The 18,825-nt window shown below is 71.3% G+C and carries 17 protein-coding genes; 8 read left to right on the top strand and 9 right to left on the bottom strand.

Annotation, left to right across the window (positions count from 1 at the left end; translation table 11 throughout):
- Positions 1 to 82: 82 nt before the first annotated feature.
- Both serB and ACFW47_RS30060 read right to left on the bottom strand, forming a co-directional pair.
- Complete coding sequence (serB, locus tag ACFW47_RS30065) at positions 83 to 1,327, bottom strand: phosphoserine phosphatase SerB (RefSeq protein WP_386288859.1); 1,245 nt, start codon at positions 1,325 to 1,327, stop codon at positions 83 to 85.
- Positions 1,328 to 1,495: 168 nt separating this feature from the next.
- Positions 1,496 to 3,712: a streptophobe family protein gene (locus tag ACFW47_RS30060; RefSeq protein WP_386307680.1), complete on the bottom strand. Its 2,217-nt coding sequence runs from the start codon at positions 3,710 to 3,712 to the stop codon at positions 1,496 to 1,498.
- A gap of 240 nt (positions 3,713 to 3,952) precedes the next feature.
- On the opposite strand from ACFW47_RS30060, the gene ACFW47_RS30055 reads away from it, so the two are divergent.
- Entirely contained in the window at positions 3,953 to 6,529 is a 2,577-nt protein-coding gene (locus ACFW47_RS30055) for an FHA domain-containing protein (RefSeq protein WP_386307678.1), read from the top strand.
- A 117-nt stretch (positions 6,530 to 6,646) separates the two neighbouring features.
- Here ACFW47_RS30055 and ACFW47_RS30050 read toward each other — a convergent pair whose 3' ends face one another.
- The 3 genes from ACFW47_RS30050 to ACFW47_RS30040 form a co-directional block, all read right to left on the bottom strand.
- Positions 6,647 to 7,354 carry a transglycosylase SLT domain-containing protein gene (locus ACFW47_RS30050; protein WP_386288865.1) on the bottom strand — a complete coding sequence of 236 codons (708 nt, stop codon included), beginning with the start codon at positions 7,352 to 7,354 and terminating at the stop codon, positions 6,647 to 6,649.
- Positions 7,355 to 7,707: 353 nt separating this feature from the next.
- Positions 7,708 to 8,751 (bottom strand): S-adenosylmethionine:tRNA ribosyltransferase-isomerase, encoded by a 1,044-nt coding sequence (locus ACFW47_RS30045; RefSeq protein ID WP_386307677.1) that lies wholly within the window; start codon positions 8,749 to 8,751, stop codon positions 7,708 to 7,710.
- Positions 8,748 to 9,446, bottom strand: a complete 699-nt coding sequence (locus tag ACFW47_RS30040; protein WP_386288869.1) for an SDR family NAD(P)-dependent oxidoreductase — start codon at positions 9,444 to 9,446, stop codon at positions 8,748 to 8,750. The genes ACFW47_RS30045 and ACFW47_RS30040 overlap by 4 nt, the downstream gene beginning before the upstream one ends.
- A 217-nt stretch (positions 9,447 to 9,663) precedes the next feature.
- Between ACFW47_RS30040 and ACFW47_RS30035 the strand changes: the two genes are divergently transcribed.
- The 3 genes from ACFW47_RS30035 to chpE all read left to right on the top strand — a co-directional run bounded on the left by ACFW47_RS30035 (position 9,664) and on the right by chpE (position 11,844).
- Positions 9,664 to 10,809 (top strand): GAF domain-containing sensor histidine kinase, encoded by a 1,146-nt coding sequence (locus tag ACFW47_RS30035; RefSeq protein ID WP_386307676.1) that lies wholly within the window; start codon positions 9,664 to 9,666, stop codon positions 10,807 to 10,809.
- Entirely contained in the window at positions 10,802 to 11,443 is a 642-nt protein-coding gene (locus ACFW47_RS30030) for a response regulator (protein WP_386288873.1), read from the top strand. Before ACFW47_RS30035 ends, ACFW47_RS30030 begins: the two co-directional genes overlap by 8 nt.
- 155 nt (positions 11,444 to 11,598) lie before the next feature.
- Positions 11,599 to 11,844, top strand: a complete 246-nt coding sequence (gene chpE / locus ACFW47_RS30025; protein WP_382722211.1) for a chaplin ChpE — start codon at positions 11,599 to 11,601, stop codon at positions 11,842 to 11,844.
- A 189-nt stretch (positions 11,845 to 12,033) separates the two neighbouring features.
- Here chpE and ACFW47_RS30020 read toward each other — a convergent pair whose 3' ends face one another.
- The gene (locus tag ACFW47_RS30020) at positions 12,034 to 12,873 is read right to left on the bottom strand and encodes a hypothetical protein (RefSeq protein ID WP_386288875.1); all 840 of its coding nucleotides are present in this window, start codon (positions 12,871 to 12,873) and stop codon (positions 12,034 to 12,036) included.
- 152 nt (positions 12,874 to 13,025) lie between these two features.
- Between ACFW47_RS30020 and ACFW47_RS30015 the strand changes: the two genes are divergently transcribed.
- The 3 genes from ACFW47_RS30015 to ACFW47_RS30005 all read left to right on the top strand — a co-directional run bounded on the left by ACFW47_RS30015 (position 13,026) and on the right by ACFW47_RS30005 (position 15,429).
- Positions 13,026 to 13,823 carry an ABC transporter ATP-binding protein gene (locus ACFW47_RS30015; RefSeq protein ID WP_386288876.1) on the top strand — a complete coding sequence of 266 codons (798 nt, stop codon included), beginning with the start codon at positions 13,026 to 13,028 and terminating at the stop codon, positions 13,821 to 13,823.
- 54 nt (positions 13,824 to 13,877) lie between these two features.
- Positions 13,878 to 14,309 (top strand): NfeD family protein, encoded by a 432-nt coding sequence (locus tag ACFW47_RS30010; protein WP_386307675.1) that lies wholly within the window; start codon positions 13,878 to 13,880, stop codon positions 14,307 to 14,309.
- A gap of 166 nt (positions 14,310 to 14,475) precedes the next feature.
- Positions 14,476 to 15,429 (top strand): SPFH domain-containing protein, encoded by a 954-nt coding sequence (locus tag ACFW47_RS30005; protein WP_191888582.1) that lies wholly within the window; start codon positions 14,476 to 14,478, stop codon positions 15,427 to 15,429.
- A gap of 114 nt (positions 15,430 to 15,543) precedes the next feature.
- Here ACFW47_RS30005 and ACFW47_RS30000 read toward each other — a convergent pair whose 3' ends face one another.
- The 3 genes from ACFW47_RS30000 to ACFW47_RS29990 all read right to left on the bottom strand — a co-directional run bounded on the left by ACFW47_RS30000 (position 15,544) and on the right by ACFW47_RS29990 (position 17,620).
- Positions 15,544 to 16,050 carry an HNH endonuclease gene (locus ACFW47_RS30000; RefSeq protein ID WP_019329390.1) on the bottom strand — a complete coding sequence of 169 codons (507 nt, stop codon included), beginning with the start codon at positions 16,048 to 16,050 and terminating at the stop codon, positions 15,544 to 15,546.
- 198 nt (positions 16,051 to 16,248) lie between these two features.
- Complete coding sequence (locus ACFW47_RS29995) at positions 16,249 to 16,788, bottom strand: YbhB/YbcL family Raf kinase inhibitor-like protein (RefSeq protein ID WP_386288881.1); 540 nt, start codon at positions 16,786 to 16,788, stop codon at positions 16,249 to 16,251.
- A gap of 49 nt (positions 16,789 to 16,837) precedes the next feature.
- A complete protein-coding gene (locus ACFW47_RS29990; protein WP_386288883.1) occupies positions 16,838 to 17,620 on the bottom strand; it encodes a sporulation protein in 783 nt (260 codons plus the stop codon).
- Between the two features lie 146 nt (positions 17,621 to 17,766).
- On the opposite strand from ACFW47_RS29990, the gene ACFW47_RS29985 reads away from it, so the two are divergent.
- Positions 17,767 to 18,408: a DNA-3-methyladenine glycosylase gene (locus ACFW47_RS29985; protein WP_386288885.1), complete on the top strand. Its 642-nt coding sequence runs from the start codon at positions 17,767 to 17,769 to the stop codon at positions 18,406 to 18,408.
- Positions 18,409 to 18,825 lie beyond the last annotated feature (417 nt).

Raw genomic sequence — 18,825 nt, 5'->3', positions numbered from 1 at the left:
ACAGGGCCCGGCGCTCAGGTGCTCCGGGCCCTTGCCGCAGTGGCCGCCCGCCCGTCGGCGGGTTGTGGCCGAAGAGCGCCGGTCAGATCCGGTCGAGGGGCTTGCCCAGGCTGTCGCCGAGGCCCTCTTCCAGCGTGTCAGCCGCCTCGACCTCCTCGCGGGTGATCCCCAGCAGGTAGAGGACGGTGTCCAGGAAGGGCACGTTCACCGCGGTGTGCGCCGCCTCGCGGACCACCGGTTTGGCGTTGAAAGCGACGCCGAGCCCGGCCGCGTTCAGCATGTCCAGGTCGTTGGCCCCGTCACCGATCGCCACCGTCTGCGACAGCGGCACGCCCGCCTCGGCGGCGAACCGCCGCAGCAGCCGGGCCTTGCCCGCCCGGTCCACGATCTCCCCGGTGACCCGGCCGGTCAGCTTCCCGTCGACGATCTCCAGCGTGTTGGCCTGGGCGAAGTCCAGCCCCAGCTTCTCCCGCAGGTCGTCGGTGACCTGGGTGAAGCCGCCGGAGACGACCCCCACCTGGTAACCGAGCCGCTTCAGCGTGCGGATCAGCGTGCGGGCCCCCGGCGTCAGGCGCACCTCGCTGCGCACCTTGTCCACCACGGACGCGTCCAGCCCCGCCAGCAGCCGCACGCGCGCGTGCAGTGACTGCTCGAAGTCCAGCTCTCCGCGCATCGCGGCCGCCGTTACCTCGGCGACCTTGTCCTCACAGCCGGCGTGCGCGGCGAACAGCTCGATGACCTCGTCCTGGATCAGCGTGGAGTCCACGTCCATCACGACCAGGCGCTGCGCCCGCCGGTGCAGGCCCGCCGACACCACCGCGACGTCCACACCCAGCGCCGCGGCCTCCGTCGCCAGGGCGGTGCGCAGCGGCTCGGTCTCCACCCCGGAGACGGCGAACTCGACGGCGGTCACGGGGTACTTGGCGAGCCGGAAGATACGGTCGATGTTGCTGCCGGACTCGGTGATCCGGGCCGCTATGGCGGCCGTCGCCTCGGCGGTGAGCGGGTGGCCCAGCACCGTGACCAGGGAGCGGCCGAGACCACGCGGCCGGTTGTCACCGATGCCGGAGATGATCTCCGCCTGCAGTTTCAGCGACTCCGCCCAGCTGTGGACGGTCGCCCGAAGATCGCCCTCCAGCCCCCGGGGTGGCTCGGTCACGAGCGCGCACAGGACGATCCGGCCACGGGTGACGACCTGCTCGATGTCGACGACGTCGACGGAGTAGGCGGCGAGGGTGTCGAACAGGCCGGCCGTGATGCCCGGTCGGTCCTTGCCGAAGATCTTGACGAGAAGCGTGGGAACGTCAGAGGTCTGCGAAGCGCTCATGGTGCTCCAACCGTATCCGGCACCCGGTGCCTTTCGCCCGTGAGGTCCGCCTGACGGACAGCGCGGTCGTGGCGGGCCCGCGCATCAGCCGTACGACAGCGGCCGCCCTGCCGCAGTGAAGGGGACGGCGGCTTTCACGGGGCGTCCCGGCGGTCCGCCGTCACCCGGTCATCCACCCTTCGGCCGCCGAGGGGGCGCCGGAGGCGGCGGTGGCGGCGGTGGCGGGCCCTCGCCCCAACGGGACGGTGGCCTGCCCGGCCGCTCCCCGGGGCGCGGAGGCCGCCGCGGCGTTCCCGGCGGCGGTCCGAGCGGCCCGGCGACCGTGGGAGCGCCGTACACGTCCTCGTCCCCGGGCTCCTGCTCGCCGCTCCCGGACGGCCCGTCCCCACCGCCGGCACGGCGCTCCTCACCGGCCGGCCCGCTCCCGTCCCGGGGCCACCGGTCTTCGCCGCCGGGCTCCTCGTCCGGGCGGTGCGGCGGCCACTGAGGGTTGCCGTGCGGTTGGACGCCGGGTGCGGGGGGCCCGCTCCCCGCAGCGCGGCCCGTGTCGGACGGTGGCCGGGGGCGCGCCCACACCGGCCGTGCGTCCTCGGGTTCCCCCGCCCCCTCCGGGCGCAGGTACGGATTGGTGTCCGGGTTCGGTGGCCGGTGCGAAGGCTCCGGCCGGTACGGCCCCGCGTACGCCGTACCGCCGGGACCCCTGCCACCGCCACCGCCCCGCCCACCGCCGGCAGGGCCGCCTCCGCCCGGGGCACCGCCCCCCGCCCCAGCGGCACCGCTGCTCCCGTGCGGGACACCGCCTCGCCCACCACCCGCGTCGCCGCCTCCGCCCGGGACACCACCCCAGGCACCATCCACACCGCCACCCCCGTCGGCACCCGTGTCATCCCCGCGCGCACCGCCCCCGCCCGCACCGGTGCGGCCTCCGCCCCCGCCACCCGCGCCCACCGCGTTCGCCCCCACCATCCCGGCACCCCGTGCCATCGCCGTCGCCCGGGCCCCCGCCGTGCCGCTCACCCTCGTCAGCAGCGCCCCGGCGGCCCCCGCCCCCGCGCCCCACACGGCGCCCAGCAGCAGCGCCGTACCGAGCTGCCCGCGCAGGCCGATCCCCGCGCCGAACGCGTCGATGCCGAGCACGGACAGCGAGGCGTTCACGGACACCTCCGTCACCCAGGCCAGCAGCGGCAGCGTCAACGCGGTCGCGACGCCCAGCCGCACGGCACACCGCCCGGCGAAGGCCGGGGATCGCGCCTCATCGGGCGCCACTGGTGTCCGCGCCGCCGTCAGCACCCCGGCCAGCAGCATCACCAGTGCCGCAGCCACCCCGAGCAGCCACACCCGCCCGTCCAGCTCCGCGAGCCGCCCGATCGTCACCGGCTCCCGCCCGCCGGCGCCCAGCAACTCGTCCAGCGGATCCGGAAGCACTTGGACCAGTGCGCCCGTGGCCCGCCCCTCCCACGGCACGAACAGGCCGAGCGGAACGCCGAGCCAGACGCCGTTCGGCGCGCCCAGCAACGCGGCACCGAAGATCCGCCGGGGATGGTCGTCGCCGATCGCCGCGTAGGCCGCGGCCGCCCAGCCGGCCGCGACCGCCGTCAGCGCCACCGTGACCAGGGCGGACACGGCCGGACGCACCACCCGGTGCACCGCCTCGCACCCGCGCGGCAGGGGAGTGCGGCGCGAGGCCAGCAGCGCGATCAGCAGGACCCCGACGCACCAGACCAGCCCGCCCAGCAACGTCGGACCCGTGTCGACGGAGAAGCCGACCGCCGCCTCGGCGTCGACCAGGTCGCCGATCCGGTCGGGGAGCAGCCCGCCGATGTCCCCGATGTCCCCGATGCCGCCCACGTCGCCGAGCCCGGGCACCTCGATGCCCCCGGCACCGCTCTCCGGCAGGTCGTCCAGCCCCATCGAACCGCCGTCGATCGTGACGACATCGTGACCCACCCAGGCCAGCCCGCCCAGCATCGCCACGAACAGGGAGACCACCGCGCCCGCGCGCGCCAGCAGTTCCGCGGGCGAGACCACGACTCCGGCTGCCCGCATGGTCCGTAGGAAGAAGAAGGACAGGAAGAGCGCACCGACCAGCCCCACACCCAGTGGCGCGATCTCGACGGCCGTGTGCGCCTCGGCCCCTTCCAGCCCGAACACGGACACATCACCGGCCGGCGACACCGAACCACCCGCACCGAGCGCCACCACCGCCGCGGTCATCGGGCCCAGCGCGCCCGCCGCGTCCGCGCCCAGCAGGCGCAGACCGAGCGCCGCCGTGCCCGCCATCCCGATCAACGCCCAGCTCACGGAGGCGATCGCGGACATCAGGACGTCACCCCACGGCACCCTCGTGCCGTATCCCTCGGTGCCGACGCTCGTGGACGCGCTCATGGCAGACCCCCCGATCCGCTGCGCGGCGGAGTTGCCGCGCATGTCCCCCTCGCGTGGAATACCACTCTCCGGGCAGGTTTCAACCCCGTCAACGGGATCGGCCGATGGGCGCCTACGCAAGTTTCACAAGGCCCGACTTTCGGTCAGGGGGCCGAGCCTGAAATAGTTCCCCCCGATGTTCGACATCCCTAGACTCCCCGCTACGGGGGTACATCGGGGGACAACTCAGTGGGGCTTGGAGTGCCGGAACTCGTACTGGAATCCAATGGACAGACCTGGACGCTCGATCCGTCCCGGTCATACGCGCTCGGACGCGATCCGCAGGGGGAACTTGTCTTCGACGACGCCAGGGTGTCCTGGCGTCACGCCACGATCAGCTTCAACGGCCGCAGTTGGGTCGTCGAGGACCACGGCAGCACCAACGGCACGTTCGTGCACGGACAGCGCGTCCAGCACGTGGAACTCGGCGCCGGCACGGTGCTGAACCTGGGCAACGCCACCGACGGACCGCGTGTCAGCCTGTCCGGCGCGCAGGCCCCGGCCGGCACGCCGCAGGGGCAGCAGCCGTACGCCGCGCAGGGCGCGAACGCCGGCTGGGCCCAGCAGGCGCCGGTCCAGGAGCCGCAGAAGCAGCAGGCTCCGCCGCAGCACGGGCAGCAGCCGCAGCAGGCCGGCTGGCAGCACCAGCAGCAGCAGCAGCCGCAGCCGCAGCACCAGGCAGCGCCGCAGCAGGGCGCACCGCACTTCCCCCAGCAGCAGGGCTCCGGTGGCGCGGCGGGGGCGCCGCCGGCGTACGGCGACCGCAGCCCCACCACGTTCCACCAGTTCTCGCTCGGTCGTGTGATGCGCATCGGACGTGCCCTGGAGAACGATCTGGTCGTCTCCGACCTCCAGGTCAGCCGCAACCACGCGGAGTTCCACTCGACGCCCGACGGGCGCATGGAGATCCGCGACCTGGGCTCGCACAACGGCACGTACGTCAACGGTCTGCCGATCGCCAAGGGCGGCTCCCAGCTGCTCGGTCCGACCGACATCGTGGGCGTCGGCCACTCGACGTTCCGGATCGTCGGCGACCGCCTCGAGGAGTTCGTCGACACCGGTGAGGTGTCCTTCTCCGCCCGCCACCTGACCGTCACGGTCGACGGCGGCAAGCAGATCCTCAAGGACGTCTCCTTCGGCGTACCCGAGAAGTCGCTGATCGCCGTCATCGGCCCGTCCGGCTCCGGCAAGTCGACCCTGCTCAAGGCGCTCACCGGATACCGGCCCGCCGACCAGGGCGAGGTCCTCTACGACAACCGGAACCTGTACAAGCAGTTCGCCGAGCTGCGCCAGCGCATCGGTCTGGTCCCGCAGGACGACATCCTGCACAAGGAGCTGACCGTCAAGCGGGCCCTGAAGTACGCGGCCAAGCTCCGCTTCCCGGCCGACACCACGGCCGCCGAGCGCGACGCCCGCATCGACGAGGTGCTGCGCGAGCTGAAGCTGGACATCCACAAGGACAAGAAGGTCACGTCCCTCTCCGGCGGCCAGCGCAAGCGCGTCTCGGTCGCCCTGGAGCTGCTGACCAAGCCGTCGCTGATCTTCCTGGACGAGCCGACCTCCGGTCTCGACCCGGGCATGGACCGCGACGTGATGCAGCTGCTGCGCGGCCTCGCCGACGACGGCCGCACCGTCCTCGTCGTCACCCACTCGGTGGCCGAGCTGGCGATCTGCGACAAGCTGCTGGTGATGGCGCCGGGCGGCTCGGTGGCCTACTTCGGCCCGCCCGAGGAGGCGCTGAACTTCTTCGGCTACGACACCTGGGCCGACGTCTTCTCCGCCTTCGAGAACTACCGGGACTACGACTGGGCGGGCCGCTGGAAGGGCTCGCAGCACTACCAGATGTACGCCGCGGACATCGACGCCGTCGCCCCGCAGGCCGTACAGGTCCCGGCGATGCAGGCGATGAGGCCGCCGAAGCCGCAGGGCTGGATGTCGCAGTTCGTCACGCTGGTGCGGCGCTATGTGTCGGTGATCGTCTCCGACAAGGGCTTCCTCGCCCTGATGGTGATCCTCCCGGCGGTGCTCGGCGCGGTGAGCCTGCTCATCGACGCCGACAAGGGCCTGCTGCCCAACCCGCCCAACGCGGCCGGCCGGATCATTCCGAACGGCACGGCGACCACGGTGCTGCTGATCCTCGCGGTCGGCGCGTGCTTCGCCGGCGCCGCGAACTCGGTCCGCGAGCTGATCAAGGAACGGGTGATCTACGAACGGGAGCGGGCGACCGGCCTTTCCCGGTCGGCCTACCTGATGTCCAAGGTCTTCGTGCTCGGTGTGATCACCGTGCTGCAGGGTCTGATGGTCGGCGTCATCGGCTTCGCCTCCCGGGAGATCCCCGAGGAGGGCCTCGTCCTCGGCGGGCTCACGCTCGTCGAGCTGTCGCTGCCGATCATGGCGCTGGGCTTCACCTCGATGATGTTCGGCCTGATCATCTCCTCGCTGGTGAAGACCGCCGAGAAGACCATGCCGCTGCTGGTCATGTTCGCGATCATCCAGGTCGTCTTCACCGGCTGCCTCTTCGCCCTGAACGGCGCGGTGGGCGTCAACCAGTTCTCGTACCTGATGCCGTCCCGCTGGGCGGTGGCCGCGGCAGGCGCGACGCTTGACTTCAACAAGATCAGCCCGCCCGAGCAGGGCGCCGAGGCCGATCCGCTGTGGGAGCACACCGTCGGCGCCTGGGCCATGGACATGGCCGCGCTGATCGCGCTCGGTGTGATCTGCGGCTTCTTCGTGGCGCGCTTCCTGCGCCGCCATGAGCCCGAGGTCATGCGGAAGTGACCGCAGGGGCCCCGACGGCCCCGTGAACGCCCCGAAGGGCGGCACCCCGTCAGGAGGGTGCCGCCCTTCGGCGTACGGTGCGGCGTCGGCGACGTCGTGAAGAGGTCCGCGCCGACCTCAGTACGCGCTGTCGACGTTGTCCATGGTGCCGTACTTGTCCGCGGCGTAGTTGCACGCGGCGACGATGTTGGCGACCGGGTCCCAGATGTTCTTCGGGGTGCCGGGCACGTGGTAGGCCTCGAACGTCGGCGGGATGACCTGCAGCAGGCCCTTCGACGGGATGCCGTTGATGGCGTTGATGTCCCAGTCGTTGATGGCCTTCGGGTTGCCGGAGGACTCCCGCATGATGTTGCGGTGGATGCCCTCGTAGGAGCCGGGGATGCCGTGCTTCTTCATGATGGCCCGGGCCTCGCGGATCCAGCCGTCGAGGTTGTCCGGGTAGGACTTCTTGACCTCGGTGCGCTCGGCGGAGCGGCTGGCGGACTGCTTCGTCTCACGCTTGGCGGCGGCCTTCTCGGCGGCGGCCTTCTTGGCGGCGGTCTCCTTCTTGGCGGCCGCCTCCTGCTTCGCCTCGATCGCGGCGACCTTCTGGCTGGCGCCGGCGAGCTGGCCGGTGACGCCGGCGTGCACGTCCTGGATCTGCTTGGTGCTGTACGCCACCTTGGCCGTCGGAGCGGCCTCGCTCGTGGTCGTCGTCTGACCGCTGGCCGGGACCGCGGTGAGCGCGACGGCGGCGGCGCCGAGCGCGCCGACACCGGCGACCGCGATCTTGTGCTTGCGGTTCAGGGGAAGACTGCGACCACGGGTGAAGATGTTCTTGGGCATGGCGGGATAGACCTCTTCGAATAGCGCGGAGGTCGCTCTCGTCCGGTGGGGACAGATGATGTTTCCGGCACGAACGCCGCGGGGAAACGACCCACGGCGTTGAGCGACGAGAGCAATTCTTAGCGGCCGCAAAATTCGGAGGCAAAGGTGTGACGTACGATCCGAGATAGTGGATCAGGGATGGGAGGAACGGGATAGATTGGACCATCTGCCCCGCTCAAAACGGACGAGTCGTTCTCCTACTCCCGTTCGTACGTGACGTGGACCCTATGCGCGGGCTCACACGCGCCCCCCTCTCTTCTCACTGTTGGTTGCTGGAGCAATGCGTTGCGTGAGGGGTTGGAGCAGCCCTCCTACGGCAGGAGGAGATGGACGTCGCCGAACTCGTGCCACAGGTAGCGCCCGTCCACCGCCGCCTCGTACCCGCGGTCGATCGCCGCCCGTCCCGCCACCGCCTCGAGCATCAGCAGATGCGAGGCCTCCGGCTCGTGCAGCCCCGTCAGCAGCCCGTCCACCACCCGTACCCCCCGTTCCGGAGTGACCACCAGACCGGTCCACCCGGCCCGCGCCCGCACCACCCCGTCGGGACCGGCCGCCGACTCCACCGCCCGCACGGCGGTCGTCCCCACGGCCAGCACCCGCCCGTCGCCCGCCCGGGCCGCGTTGATCAGCCGCGCCGATGCCGAGGGCACCGAGAACCGCTCCGGATACGGCGGCTCGTGCGACTCCGCCGACGCCACCCCCGTGTCCAGCCGCACGGGCGCGAACTGCACCCCACGGCTCACCAGCTCCGCCACCAGACGCGCCGTGAAGGGGCGGGCCGCGCTCGGCATCTCGGCGCTGCCCGTCCCGTCGCCCGACGGCAGCGCGAACACCGTCTGGTAGACGGACAGCGGCTGGTCCCGCTCCGTGTACGAGTAGCGGATGGGCCGCCCGTGCTCCCGCAGCAGCACCGGCACCCCGGCCCCGTGCACGCTCGCCCACCACAACCGTCCCGAACCCGGGCTCAACGGCTCCTCCAGCACCAGCCGCCCATCACCCGGCAGCCGCACCTCCAGCCCTCCCCCCTTGTCCGCACGCGCGCGCGTGGTGCCCCGCCCGTCCGGCTCCCGCAGCTCCACCGCCCACCGGCCGTCGTCCCCGCGCGTGGAGAAGTGCACCACCACGCGCGCGTGCCCCACCCGCCCGTCCACGGCGGCGGCCAGCGTGGCCGACGTGTTGACGATCAGCAGGTCCCCGGCCCGCAGCAGCCCCGGCAGCTCCCGGAACCCGTGGTGCGACACCTCGGTGCCGCGCGACACCAGCAGCCGTACGTCGTCCCGCTCCAGGCCGGGCCCCCGCTGCTCGGCCGGCACCCGGGCCGACAGCTCCTTCGGCACCCGCACCGCCAAGGTCATCGCCGGTCCTCCAGCAGCGCCGGCGCCCCGTAGCGGCCTCCGGCCGGCCGCTCGTCCAGCAGCCGCAGCAGCGCCGGTACGACACTCGCCGGATCGGGCCGCGGATCGTCGTCGTCCGGTACGGCCGCCGCGTACAGGTCGGTGGCCATGTCCCCTGGATCGACCGCCCAGACCCGTAGCCCCGGCTCCTCCACGCCCAGCACCGCCATCAGCTGGTCCAGGGCCGCCTTGGACGCCCCGTAGCCGCCCCACGTCTCGTACGCCTCCGCCGCCGCGTCCGAGCTGATGGCCAGCACCGCGCCCGCCGGGGCCGCCCGCAGCAGCGGCAGCGCCTCCTGGACGAGCCCCAGCGCCGCCACCACGTTCACCTCCAGCGCGCGGCGCAGTCCGTCCAGCGGCAGCTCCTCCAGCCGCACCAGCGGCTCGGCCCCCAGCGCGCTCGCATTGCCGACCAGCAGGTCCACCCCGCCCAGCCGCCACGCCGCCGCCACAAGGGCCGCCCGGTGCCCGGCGTCCGTGACGTCACCGGGCAGCGCCGTCACGCGCGTGCCGTACGCCTCCAGCGCCGCCGCCGTCTCCTTGAGCACGCCCGGCGTCCTGGCGTCCAGCACCAGGTCCCAGCCCCGCTCCGCCAGGGCCTCGGCCAGCGCCCGGCCCAGTCCCTTCGAAGCTCCGGTGATGATCGCGACCGGCATGACACACTTCCCCTCGTCGTCCACGCCCGCCGAATGGCCGGCGTGCTCCTCAACGTAGGAACCGGACCGCCCGGGCCGCCTCGGGCACGGGCCGCAATCGCGCGGGGCCGTTCGCCCTAGGACCGGCCGACGGGACCTCGGACCTAGGCCCACCGTCCTAGGCGGTGGCGTCCACAGGTCCGATCCCGCCGTCGCACCCCGCCGGTACCGTGAGGACATGAGTCACGGCCCCCGGTCCGGCCTCGCCGCGGTGAGCTCCGCGCTGCTGGCCATGAGCAGGCACCTCGAGGTGCGCGACGTCCTCAAGACGATCGTCGCCTCGGCCCGCGAGCTGCTCGACGCGCAGTACGCCGCTCTCGGCGTCCCCGACGACCACGGCGGCTTCGCACAGTTCGTGGTCGACGGCGTCAGCGACGAGCAGTGGAAGGCCATCGGCCCCCTGCCCCGCCAGCACGGCATCCTCGCCGCGATGCTGCACGAGGCCACGTCCCAGCGCCTCGCCGACGTCCGCAAGGACCCCCGCTTCGAGGGCTGGCCGTCCGCCCACCCCGACCTCGTCGACTTCCTGGGCCTGCCGATCAGGGACGGCGACGAGGTCATGGGCGCTCTCTTCCTGGCCAACAAGAACTGCGTCAAGCCCGAGGGCGGCTGCGGCTTCACCGCGGACGACGAGGAACTGCTGGGCATCCTCGCCCAGCACGCCGCCATCGCCCTCACCAACGCCCGCCTCTACGAACGCAGCCGCGAGCTGACCATCGCGGAGGAACGCTCCCGCCTCGCCCACGAACTGCACGACGCGGTCAGCCAGAAGCTCTTCTCCCTGCGCCTGACCGCCCAGGCCGCCGCAGCCCTGGTAGACCGCGACCCCGCACGCGCCAAGGGCGAGCTGCAGCAGGTCGCCGCGCTCGCCGCCGAGGCCGCCGACGAGCTGCGCGCCGCCGTCGTCGAGCTGCGCCCCGCCGCCCTGGACGAGGACGGTCTCGTCGCCACCCTCCGCACCCAGATCCAGGTCCTCGACCGCGCCCACACCGCGCGCGTGACCTTCGCCGGGCACGGGGTCAAGGCGTTGCCCGCCGCCCAGGAGGAGGCGATGCTGCGCGTCGCCCAGGAGGCCCTGCACAACGCCCTGCGCCACTCCGCGGCGGACCGCGTCGACGTGACGCTGCACCGGCGCGGCACCGGAGCGGTGCTCCGGGTCGCCGACGACGGCACCGGTTTCGACCCGCGCACGGTACGCCGCGCGGGACGCCACCTGGGCCTGGTCTCCATGCGGGACCGGGCGAACGGTGTCGGCGGCAGGCTCACCGTCGAATCGGCGCCCGGCGAGGGCACCACGATCGAGATGGAGGTCCCCGGTGGCTGACGGAATCAAGGTGCTGCTCGTCGACGACCACCAGGTGGTCCGCCGGGGCCTGCGCACCTTCCTGGAGGTGCAGGACGACATCGAGGTGGTGGGGGAGGCCGCGGACGGCGCCGAGGGAGTCGACCGCGCCGAGGAGCTGAAGCCCGACGTGATCCTCATGGACGTCAAGATGCCGGGCATGGACGGCGTGGACGCGCTGCGCAGGCTCCGTGAGCTGGACAACCACGCGCGCGTGCTGATCGTCACCAGCTTCACCGAGCAGCGCACCGTGGTCCCGGCCCTGCGGGCGGGGGCCGCCGGGTACGTCTACAAGGACGTCGACCCCGACGCGCTGGCGGGCGCCATCCGCTCCGTCCACGCCGGCCACATCCTGCTCCAGCCCGAGGTGGCGGGCGCCCTGCTGGCCCAGGAGGAGAGCGGTTCCGGTCCGGGCAGAGCCGGCTCCCTCACGGAGCGGGAGCGCGAGGTGCTGGGCCTGATAGCGGACGGCCGCTCCAATCGGGAGATCGCGCGCGCCCTGGTGCTCTCCGAGAAGACGGTGAAGACCCACGTCTCGAACATCCTGATGAAACTCGACCTCGCGGACCGCACCCAGGCCGCGCTGTGGGCCGTACGCCACGGTGTCACCGGCTGACCCCGTACGCGGCGGCAACCCGGAGGGTTCCCCTCCGGTGCGAGATTCATACCGTCGTGGGAATGTCCCCCATATGGCGCATCCTCTCCGGCGTCCGGCCGTTCTCCAGTGCGTGCTGCGGCGACTGCCGCGGCAATCGCAAGGAGGGCTTGTAAGTGAAGAACCTGAAGAAGGCAGCGGCCGTGACGATGATGGCCGGCGGGCTGATCGCCGCCGGCGCGGGCATGGCCTCCGCCACCGACGGCTCCGCCGCCCACGGCGAGGCCATCGGCTCCCCGGGCGTCGCCTCCGGCAACGTCGTCCAGGCGCCGGTCCACATCCCGGTCAACGCCGTGGGCAACAGCGTCAACGTCATCGGCGTCCTGAACCCGGCCTTCGGCAACCTGGGCGTCAACCACTGACCCAGGCCGCCAGGCCCCACGGCCCCCCGGCCTCCCGGCCCCACCCGGGAGGCCGGTCGCCGTCATGCGGTCGGTGCTTTCAGCTCGTCAAGGCGTCTGAGGACGAGGCCGTTCAGACCGAAAACGGGGGTCTGGGGGCGCAGCCCCCAGGGGGCTCACAGGACCGTGGGGCACGGGGCGGGCGGCCAGTCACCGCATCCCCTTCTCCCGCTCCTCCACAACGGAGTTGTACGCCGCGACCTGCGCCCGCCGAGCCGTCCGCTCCACCGGCCGCAACGCCTCCCCCCGAGCCGCCATCTCACCGGCACTCACCGCACCCCCGTGCCCGTTCTCGTACGCCAGCGAGATCAGCAGCCCCACCCGCTGTGCCATCTCCAGCACCCGCACCGCCCGCGACGGATATCCCGGAGCCAGCACCTCCGGACCCCTCCCGCCCGCCACCCGGCCACCGCCCCTCAACGAGGCGCTACGCGCCGCCCCGTCGACTCGCGCCCGGTACGCCGCGACCGCCGCCTCCGCCACCGGCCCCGACCCGGCGACGTCCAGCCGCGTCAGCACCTCCGTCGCGTCCCGCAAGGCCTCCGCCAGCTCCCGCTCGGCCTCCCCGAGCGACGGCACGTCCGCGGGCGGCGCCTCCCGCACCGGCAGACAGTGCCAGACGACCTCGACGTGCACATCACCCTCGGGGCCCGCCTCGTACACCTCCGGCACCAGCCCCAGCGCCGCCCCGTGACAGACCACCGCCTCCTCCGCCTCCAGCGCACGCGCGTTGAAGTCCGGCGGCCCGCTCAGCCCCAGCGGATGCCCCGGCGCGGGCAGCGCGACCCGCAGCCCCCTCGCCCCGAGCGCCCGTAGCCGCCCCAGCGCCAGCGTGAGACCGACCGGCGCCGCTTCACCCGGCAGCCCCTCCACCCGGTGCACGGCGTCCTCGCCCACGATCGCGATCGCGGCGTCATCCGGCGAGACCATTCCGGCAATAAGGGCATTTCCCCAGGCGGCTAGGCGCCCTGCGCGTGGTTCCGAGAGCATGCCCCCACCCTAAGGACCGGACCGATGGAACGGTGAAGCCGACCGGTGGCGTAGATTTCCTGGAGGGCCTGCGCCCACCGGCGCGGCGGCCCGAGCCACAGGCGTACGCGACAGCCGAGACCGGCCACAATGCAAGGGGAGACAACGCGCTCATGAGCGATGTTCTGGAGCTTCAGGACGTATCCGTGGTCCGCGAGGGCCGGGCTCTGGTGGACCAGGTCTCCTGGTCGGTGAAGGAGGGTGAGCGCTGGGTCATCCTCGGCCCCAACGGCGCCGGCAAGACCACCCTCCTCAATGTCGCGTCCAGCTACCTCTACCCGAGCAAGGGCACCGCCACGATCCTCGGCGAGACCCTCGGCGAGCCCGGCACCGACGTCTTCGAGCTGCGCCCGCGCATCGGCATGGCCGGCATCGCCATGGCCGACAAGCTGCCCAAGCGCCAGACCGTCCTGCAGACCGTGCTCACCGCCGCCTACGGCATGACCGCCGGCTGGCAGGAGGAGTACGAGGACGTCGACGAACAGCGCGCCCGCGCCTTCCTCGACCGCCTCGGCATGACCGAGTACCTGGAGCGGAGGTTCGGCACCCTCTCCGAGGGCGAACGCAAGCGCACGCTGATCGCCCGCGCCCTGATGACCGACCCCGAGCTGCTGCTCCTGGACGAGCCGGCCGCCGGCCTCGACCTCGGCGGCCGTGAGGACCTGGTCCGCCGCCTCGGCCGCCTCGCCCGCGACCCCATCGCCCCCTCGATGCTCATGGTCACCCACCATGTCGAGGAGATCGCCCCGGGCTTCACCCACGTCCTGATGATCCGTCAGGGAAAGGTCATGGCCGCGGGCCCGCTGGAGCTCGAACTGACCTCCCGCAACCTCTCCCTCTGCTTCGGGCTCCCGCTCGTCGTCGAGCAGGTCGGCGACCGCTGGACCGCTCAGGGACTCCCGTTGTCCTGACCCGCCCCCCGTGCGCCCTGTCCCCGGCACGCCACCCGGACCTACCATGACCGTGTGAACGACATCGACGCATGGGTGTGGTGGCTCGTCGCCGCGGCAGCGCTCGGAATCCCGCTCGTCGTGACCGCGATGCCGGAGTTCGGGATGTTCGCCGTCGGCGCGGTCGCCGCCGCCGTCGCCTCCGGCCTCGGCGCGGACCTCGTCGTCCAGGTACTCGTCTTCGTCATCGTCTCGGTCGCGCTGATCGCCGTCGTACGGCCCGTCGCCGCCCGGCACCGCGCCCAACGGCCCCAACTGGCCTCCGGTGTCGACGCCCTGAAGGGCAGACAAGCCGTCGTACTGGAACGGGTCGACGGCGCCGGCGGCCGCATCAAGCTCGCCGGTGAGATCTGGTCCGCGCGCGCCCTCGACAGCGCACGCGCCTACGAGGCGGGCGAGGAAGTGGACGTGGTGGACATCGAGGGGGCAACCGCGATCATCATGTGACCGCGCGGGACGTATGCCGGACACAAGTGGACCGAACACCCACCGAGGCACACGACGGTCTGTCAGACTCGACGGACAAGATCCTCAACAGCCGTAAGATGCACAGCAGTCAAGGTCAATAGGATCTGCCGGAGCGCCGAGGCGGAGAAGGGGACGGACAGCCACTATGGAACCGGTCATCATCGTTCTGATCATCCTGGTGGTGTTGGTCTTCATCGCCCTGATCAAAACCATCCAGGTCATCCCGCAGGCCAGCGCCGCCATCGTCGAGCGCTTCGGCCGCTACACGCGGACCCTCAACGCGGGCCTCAACATCGTCGTCCCGTTCATCGACACCATCCGCAACCGCATCGACCTGCGCGAACAGGTCGTCCCCTTCCCGCCGCAGCCGGTCATCACCCAGGACAACCTGGTCGTCAACATCGACACCGTCATCTACTACCAGGTGACCGACGCACGCGCCGCGACCTACGAGGTCGCCAGCTACATCCAGGCCATCGAACAGCTCACCGTCACCACGCTCCGCAACATCATCGGCGGCATGGACCTGGAGCGGACCCTGACCTCCCGCGAGGAGATCAACGCTGCCCTTCGCGGCGTCCTCGACGAGGCAACCGGCAAGTGGGGCATCCGCGTCAACCGCGTCGAGCTGAAGGCGATCGAGCCGCCCACCTCCATCCAGGACTCGATGGAGAAGCAGATGCGTGCCGACCGCGACAAGCGCGCCGCGATCCTCCAGGCCGAGGGTGTCCGCCAGTCCGAGATCCTGCGCGCCGAGGGCGAGAAGCAGTCCCAGATCCTGCGCGCCGAGGGTGAGGCCAAGGCCGCGGCCCTGCGCGCCGAGGGCGAGGCCCAGGCCGTCCGCACCGTCTTCGAGGCCATCCACGCCGGCGACCCGGACCAGAAGCTGCTCTCCTACCAGTACCTCCAGATGCTCCCGAAGATCGCCGAGGGCGACGCCAACAAGCTCTGGATCGTCCCCAGCGAAATCGGCGACGCCCTCAAGGGCCTCTCCGGCGCCATGGGCAACATCGGTGGCCTGGGCGGCGGCTCGGGCAGCGGCAACGGCGGCGCGAGCGTCCCCGCCCAGGAACGCCGCGAGAAGCCGTCGATCGACTAGCCGGTACGTCACGACGCGGGGCGACACCCGCGCCCCGACGGGGCGCGGGGAACTGCGCGACAAGCCACGACAAACCCGCGGTCAGCGACGCACATGAGCTCCTACGGCGCATCCTCACGCAGCGTCCAGCACCAACCAATCCGGCAGCGCCTCAAGGTCGTCCCTGGCCAGCGCCAGCAACATCGCATCGGCGGGAGTCGGCTCGAACGGCTCCCGCAGCAACGGCATCCCCGCCTGCTCAGGCGTCCGGTTCGCCTTCCGGTGATTGTCCTCCGCGCAGGAGGCCACCGTGTTCAGCCACGTGTCCTGCCCACCGTGCGACCGCGGCACCACGTGGTCCACGGTCGTCGCCCGGCGCCCGCAGTACGCGCACCGGTGCCGGTCCCGGACCAGAACACCCCGCCGCGACCAGGGAGCACGTCTTCGAAAAGGGACCCGTACGTATTGGCACAGCCTGATCACCCGGGGCGCCGGCATGTCGAGCGCGGCGCCGCGCATCCGCAGTGAGGGGTGGGCCTGTTCGACGACGGCCTTGTCCTGGAGCACCAGAACGACGGCTCGATTCAGCGTCACCGTCGACAACGGCTCGAAGCTCGCGTTCAGTACCAGCGTGTCCCGCATACCAGCCCACCTCCCGTGTGCACCGGCCCACCCCCTGGCGGGCTGGGATCAACTCTGGCCGGGCACGCCGGGATGGACAACGCAATATCTGCTGCTCCTACGGGGGACGTGCCCCCACCACCCCCGCAACAAAAATGCCCGCCCCTGATCCATTCCAAGACCAGGGGCGGGCAAACGTTCCATGAACGCTCGGAACACTCAGCCCTCGGCGGGCACCTCGTACTCACCGATCAGCTGCGCCCGGCCGATCGTGTGGAAGCGCAGGTTGAAACCGACGAAGGCGGGAGTCGCCTCCGCGTCCGGACCCAGCTTCTCCTCGTCCACGGCGTACACCGTGAACACGTACCGGTGCGGCCCGTCGCCGGCCGGCGGCGCGGCACCACCGAACTCCTTGGTCCCGTAGTCGTTGCGCGCCTGTACGGCCCCTTCCGGCAGGCCCTCGAACTTGCCGCTGCCCGCGCCCGCCGGCAGCTCGGTCACCGAGGCAGGGATGTCGAACACCACCCAGTGCCAGAAACCGCTGCCCGTCGGGGCGTCCGGGTCGTAGCAGGTCACGGCGAAGCTTTTGGTCTCGGCCGGGAAGCCCTCCCACCGCAGCTGCGGCGAGGTGTTGCCGGCCGCGTAGACCTGAGCGTCCTTGAGCGTCGCGCCCTCTTGGACGTCCTCACTCGTGACCGTGAACGACGCCACGGGCGGGTGGAAGTCATGGGGGAGCGGACGCCGCTTGAGCTCGGTCACCTCGGTACCTCCTGATGGTTCGGTGCAGTGATCTCCGAGCCTAGGACCCTCAGAACCAGTTCCGCTTGCTGCCGACCTCGGACAGCCACTGGTTGAGGTACGCCGTCCAGTCGGTGCCCTGGTAGTCGTTCAGCCCCACCTTGAAGGAACGGAAGGTGTCGCTGCCCTCACTGAACAGACCCGGCTTCTTGTCCATCTCCAGCACGACGTCCATCGCCTGCGCGTCGGCCACGAAGCTCAGCTCGACCTGGTTCAGTCCCCGGTACTGCTGCGGCGGGAAGAACTCGATCTCCTGGTAGAAGGGCAGCTTCTGCCGCGTACCACGGATGTGGCCGCGTTCCATGTCAGCGCTCTTGAAGCGGAAGCCCAGCCCGATGAACGCGTCCAGGATCGCCTTCTGCGCGGGGAGCGGGTGCACGTTGATCGGGTCCAGGTCACCGGAGTCCACCGCGCGGGCGATCTCCAGCTCGGTGGTGACGCCGATGTCCATACCGCGCAGCGCCTGCCCGTCGATCATCGTGATCGGCGTTTCCCACGGGATCTCGAGTCCGAACTGCACGGCGTGCACCGCGTTCGCCTTCAGCTCGAAGGCACCGCCGAGCCGGCTCTTGGTGAACTCGATGTCCTGCTTGTACTCCTGGTCGCCGCTCTCCACCTCGACCTTGGCCTGGAGTCCCACCGACAGGGCCTCGATCTGCTGGTCGACGGAGCCGCCCTGAATCCTGACCTCGCCCTGGACGACACCGCCCGGAACGACGTTGACCTCGCTCAGCACGGTCTCCACCGAAGCCCCACCGGCCCCCAGGCTCGCGAGCAGCTTCTTGAACGCCATGTCTCTCCCTCTCCACCCTTTGCGTGTGAACCCTTGATCCCTACAAACGCGATCCGGCCATGACCGGTTCCACGCCCACACCCCGGCAAGGGTGACGAGCCCTGGCCACCCCTCCCACCGACGCACCTGCGTTACGCTCGGAAGGCATGATCGCGAGCCCCGACCGTACGCCTCTGCCCAGGGATTTCTTCGACCGCCCCATCCTCGAGGTGGCCCCCGACCTCCTGGGCCGCGTCCTCGTGCGCAACAGCCCGGACGGCCCGATCGCCCTCCGTCTGACGGAGGTGGAGGCCTACGACGGTCAGAACGACCCCGGGTCCCACGCCTACCGCGGGCGCACACCCCGCAACGACGTGATGTTCGGTCCTCCCGGACACGTGTACGTCTACTTCACCTACGGCATGTGGTTCTGCATGAACCTGGTGTGCGGACCCGAGGGCCGGGCGAGTGCGGTCCTGCTCCGCGCCGGCGAGATCATCGAGGGCGCCGAGCTGGCCCGTACCCGACGGCATTCCGCCCGCAACGACAAGGAACTGGCCAAAGGTCCGGCCCGCCTCGCCACCGCCCTGGACGTCGACCGCGCACTGAACGGCACGGACGCCTGCACGACGGAGGACACTCCGTTGCGCATCCTGGCCGGCGCCCCCGTCCCCGCTGACCAGGTGCGCAACGGTCCGCGCACCGGCGTGGCCGGCGAGGGCGGCGTACATCCGTGGCGCTACTGGGTCGCCGACGACCCGACGGTCAGTCCCTACCGGGCCCATGTGCCCAGGCGCCGCCGAAGTTGACTCTCCCTCGGGGGCCGCGTAATGTAGCCCGAGCCGCTTGACCCGGGTACGGCAATCGCCTGCAGCCGGAAGCGGCCAACCCACTACCTACGGTCTCCCCTCAGCGGGGGCGAATTCTGCGTGCTTGTATGCCCGAATTCAATCTCGCGGGACTCGATTATGAGTCCCCGGAGAGATCCGCTAACGTAGTGAACGTCGAAAGGCCGACAGGCGAAAGCCGGAAGCCGACGGCAAACCCCCGCCGACCGGGAATCGGATCGAAAAGGATCTGATAGAGTCGGAAACGCAAGACCGAAGGGAAGCGCCCGGAGGAAAGCCCGATAGGGTGAGTACAAAGGAAGCGACCGTTCCTTGAGAACTCAACAGCGTGCCAAAAGTCAACGCCAGATATGTTGATACCCCGACCTGATCGGTTCG

Source organism: Streptomyces sp. NPDC058796, assembly GCF_042745235.1.
Taxonomy (GTDB): Bacteria; Actinomycetota; Actinomycetes; order Streptomycetales; family Streptomycetaceae; genus Streptomyces.
The sequence above is the reverse complement of the archived record's forward strand: the minus strand, read 5'-3'. Positions and strand labels throughout refer to the sequence as shown.

What these genes read in the sequence shown, in the direction of transcription:
- ACFW47_RS29990 (WP_386288883.1), bottom strand. Translation starts at nt 17,620, where the DNA reads ATGGCGTTCAAGAAGCTGCTCGCGAGCCTGGGGGCCGGTGGGGCTTCG.
- serB (WP_386288859.1), bottom strand. Translation starts at nt 1,327, where the DNA reads ATGAGCGCTTCGCAGACCTCTGACGTTCCCACGCTTCTCGTCAAGATC.
- ACFW47_RS30060 (WP_386307680.1), bottom strand. Translation starts at nt 3,712, where the DNA reads ATGAGCGCGTCCACGAGCGTCGGCACCGAGGGATACGGCACGAGGGTG.
- ACFW47_RS30045 (WP_386307677.1), bottom strand. Translation starts at nt 8,751, where the DNA reads ATGACCTTGGCGGTGCGGGTGCCGAAGGAGCTGTCGGCCCGGGTGCCG.
- ACFW47_RS30035 (WP_386307676.1), top strand. Translation starts at nt 9,664, where the DNA reads ATGAGTCACGGCCCCCGGTCCGGCCTCGCCGCGGTGAGCTCCGCGCTG.
- ACFW47_RS30015 (WP_386288876.1), top strand. Translation starts at nt 13,026, where the DNA reads ATGAGCGATGTTCTGGAGCTTCAGGACGTATCCGTGGTCCGCGAGGGC.
- ACFW47_RS30040 (WP_386288869.1), bottom strand. Translation starts at nt 9,446, where the DNA reads ATGCCGGTCGCGATCATCACCGGAGCTTCGAAGGGACTGGGCCGGGCG.
- ACFW47_RS30000 (WP_019329390.1), bottom strand. Translation starts at nt 16,050, where the DNA reads ATGCGGGACACGCTGGTACTGAACGCGAGCTTCGAGCCGTTGTCGACG.
- ACFW47_RS30020 (WP_386288875.1), bottom strand. Translation starts at nt 12,873, where the DNA reads ATGCTCTCGGAACCACGCGCAGGGCGCCTAGCCGCCTGGGGAAATGCC.
- ACFW47_RS30050 (WP_386288865.1), bottom strand. Translation starts at nt 7,354, where the DNA reads ATGCCCAAGAACATCTTCACCCGTGGTCGCAGTCTTCCCCTGAACCGC.
- ACFW47_RS30005 (WP_191888582.1), top strand. Translation starts at nt 14,476, where the DNA reads ATGGAACCGGTCATCATCGTTCTGATCATCCTGGTGGTGTTGGTCTTC.
- ACFW47_RS29985 (WP_386288885.1), top strand. Translation starts at nt 17,767, where the DNA reads ATGATCGCGAGCCCCGACCGTACGCCTCTGCCCAGGGATTTCTTCGAC.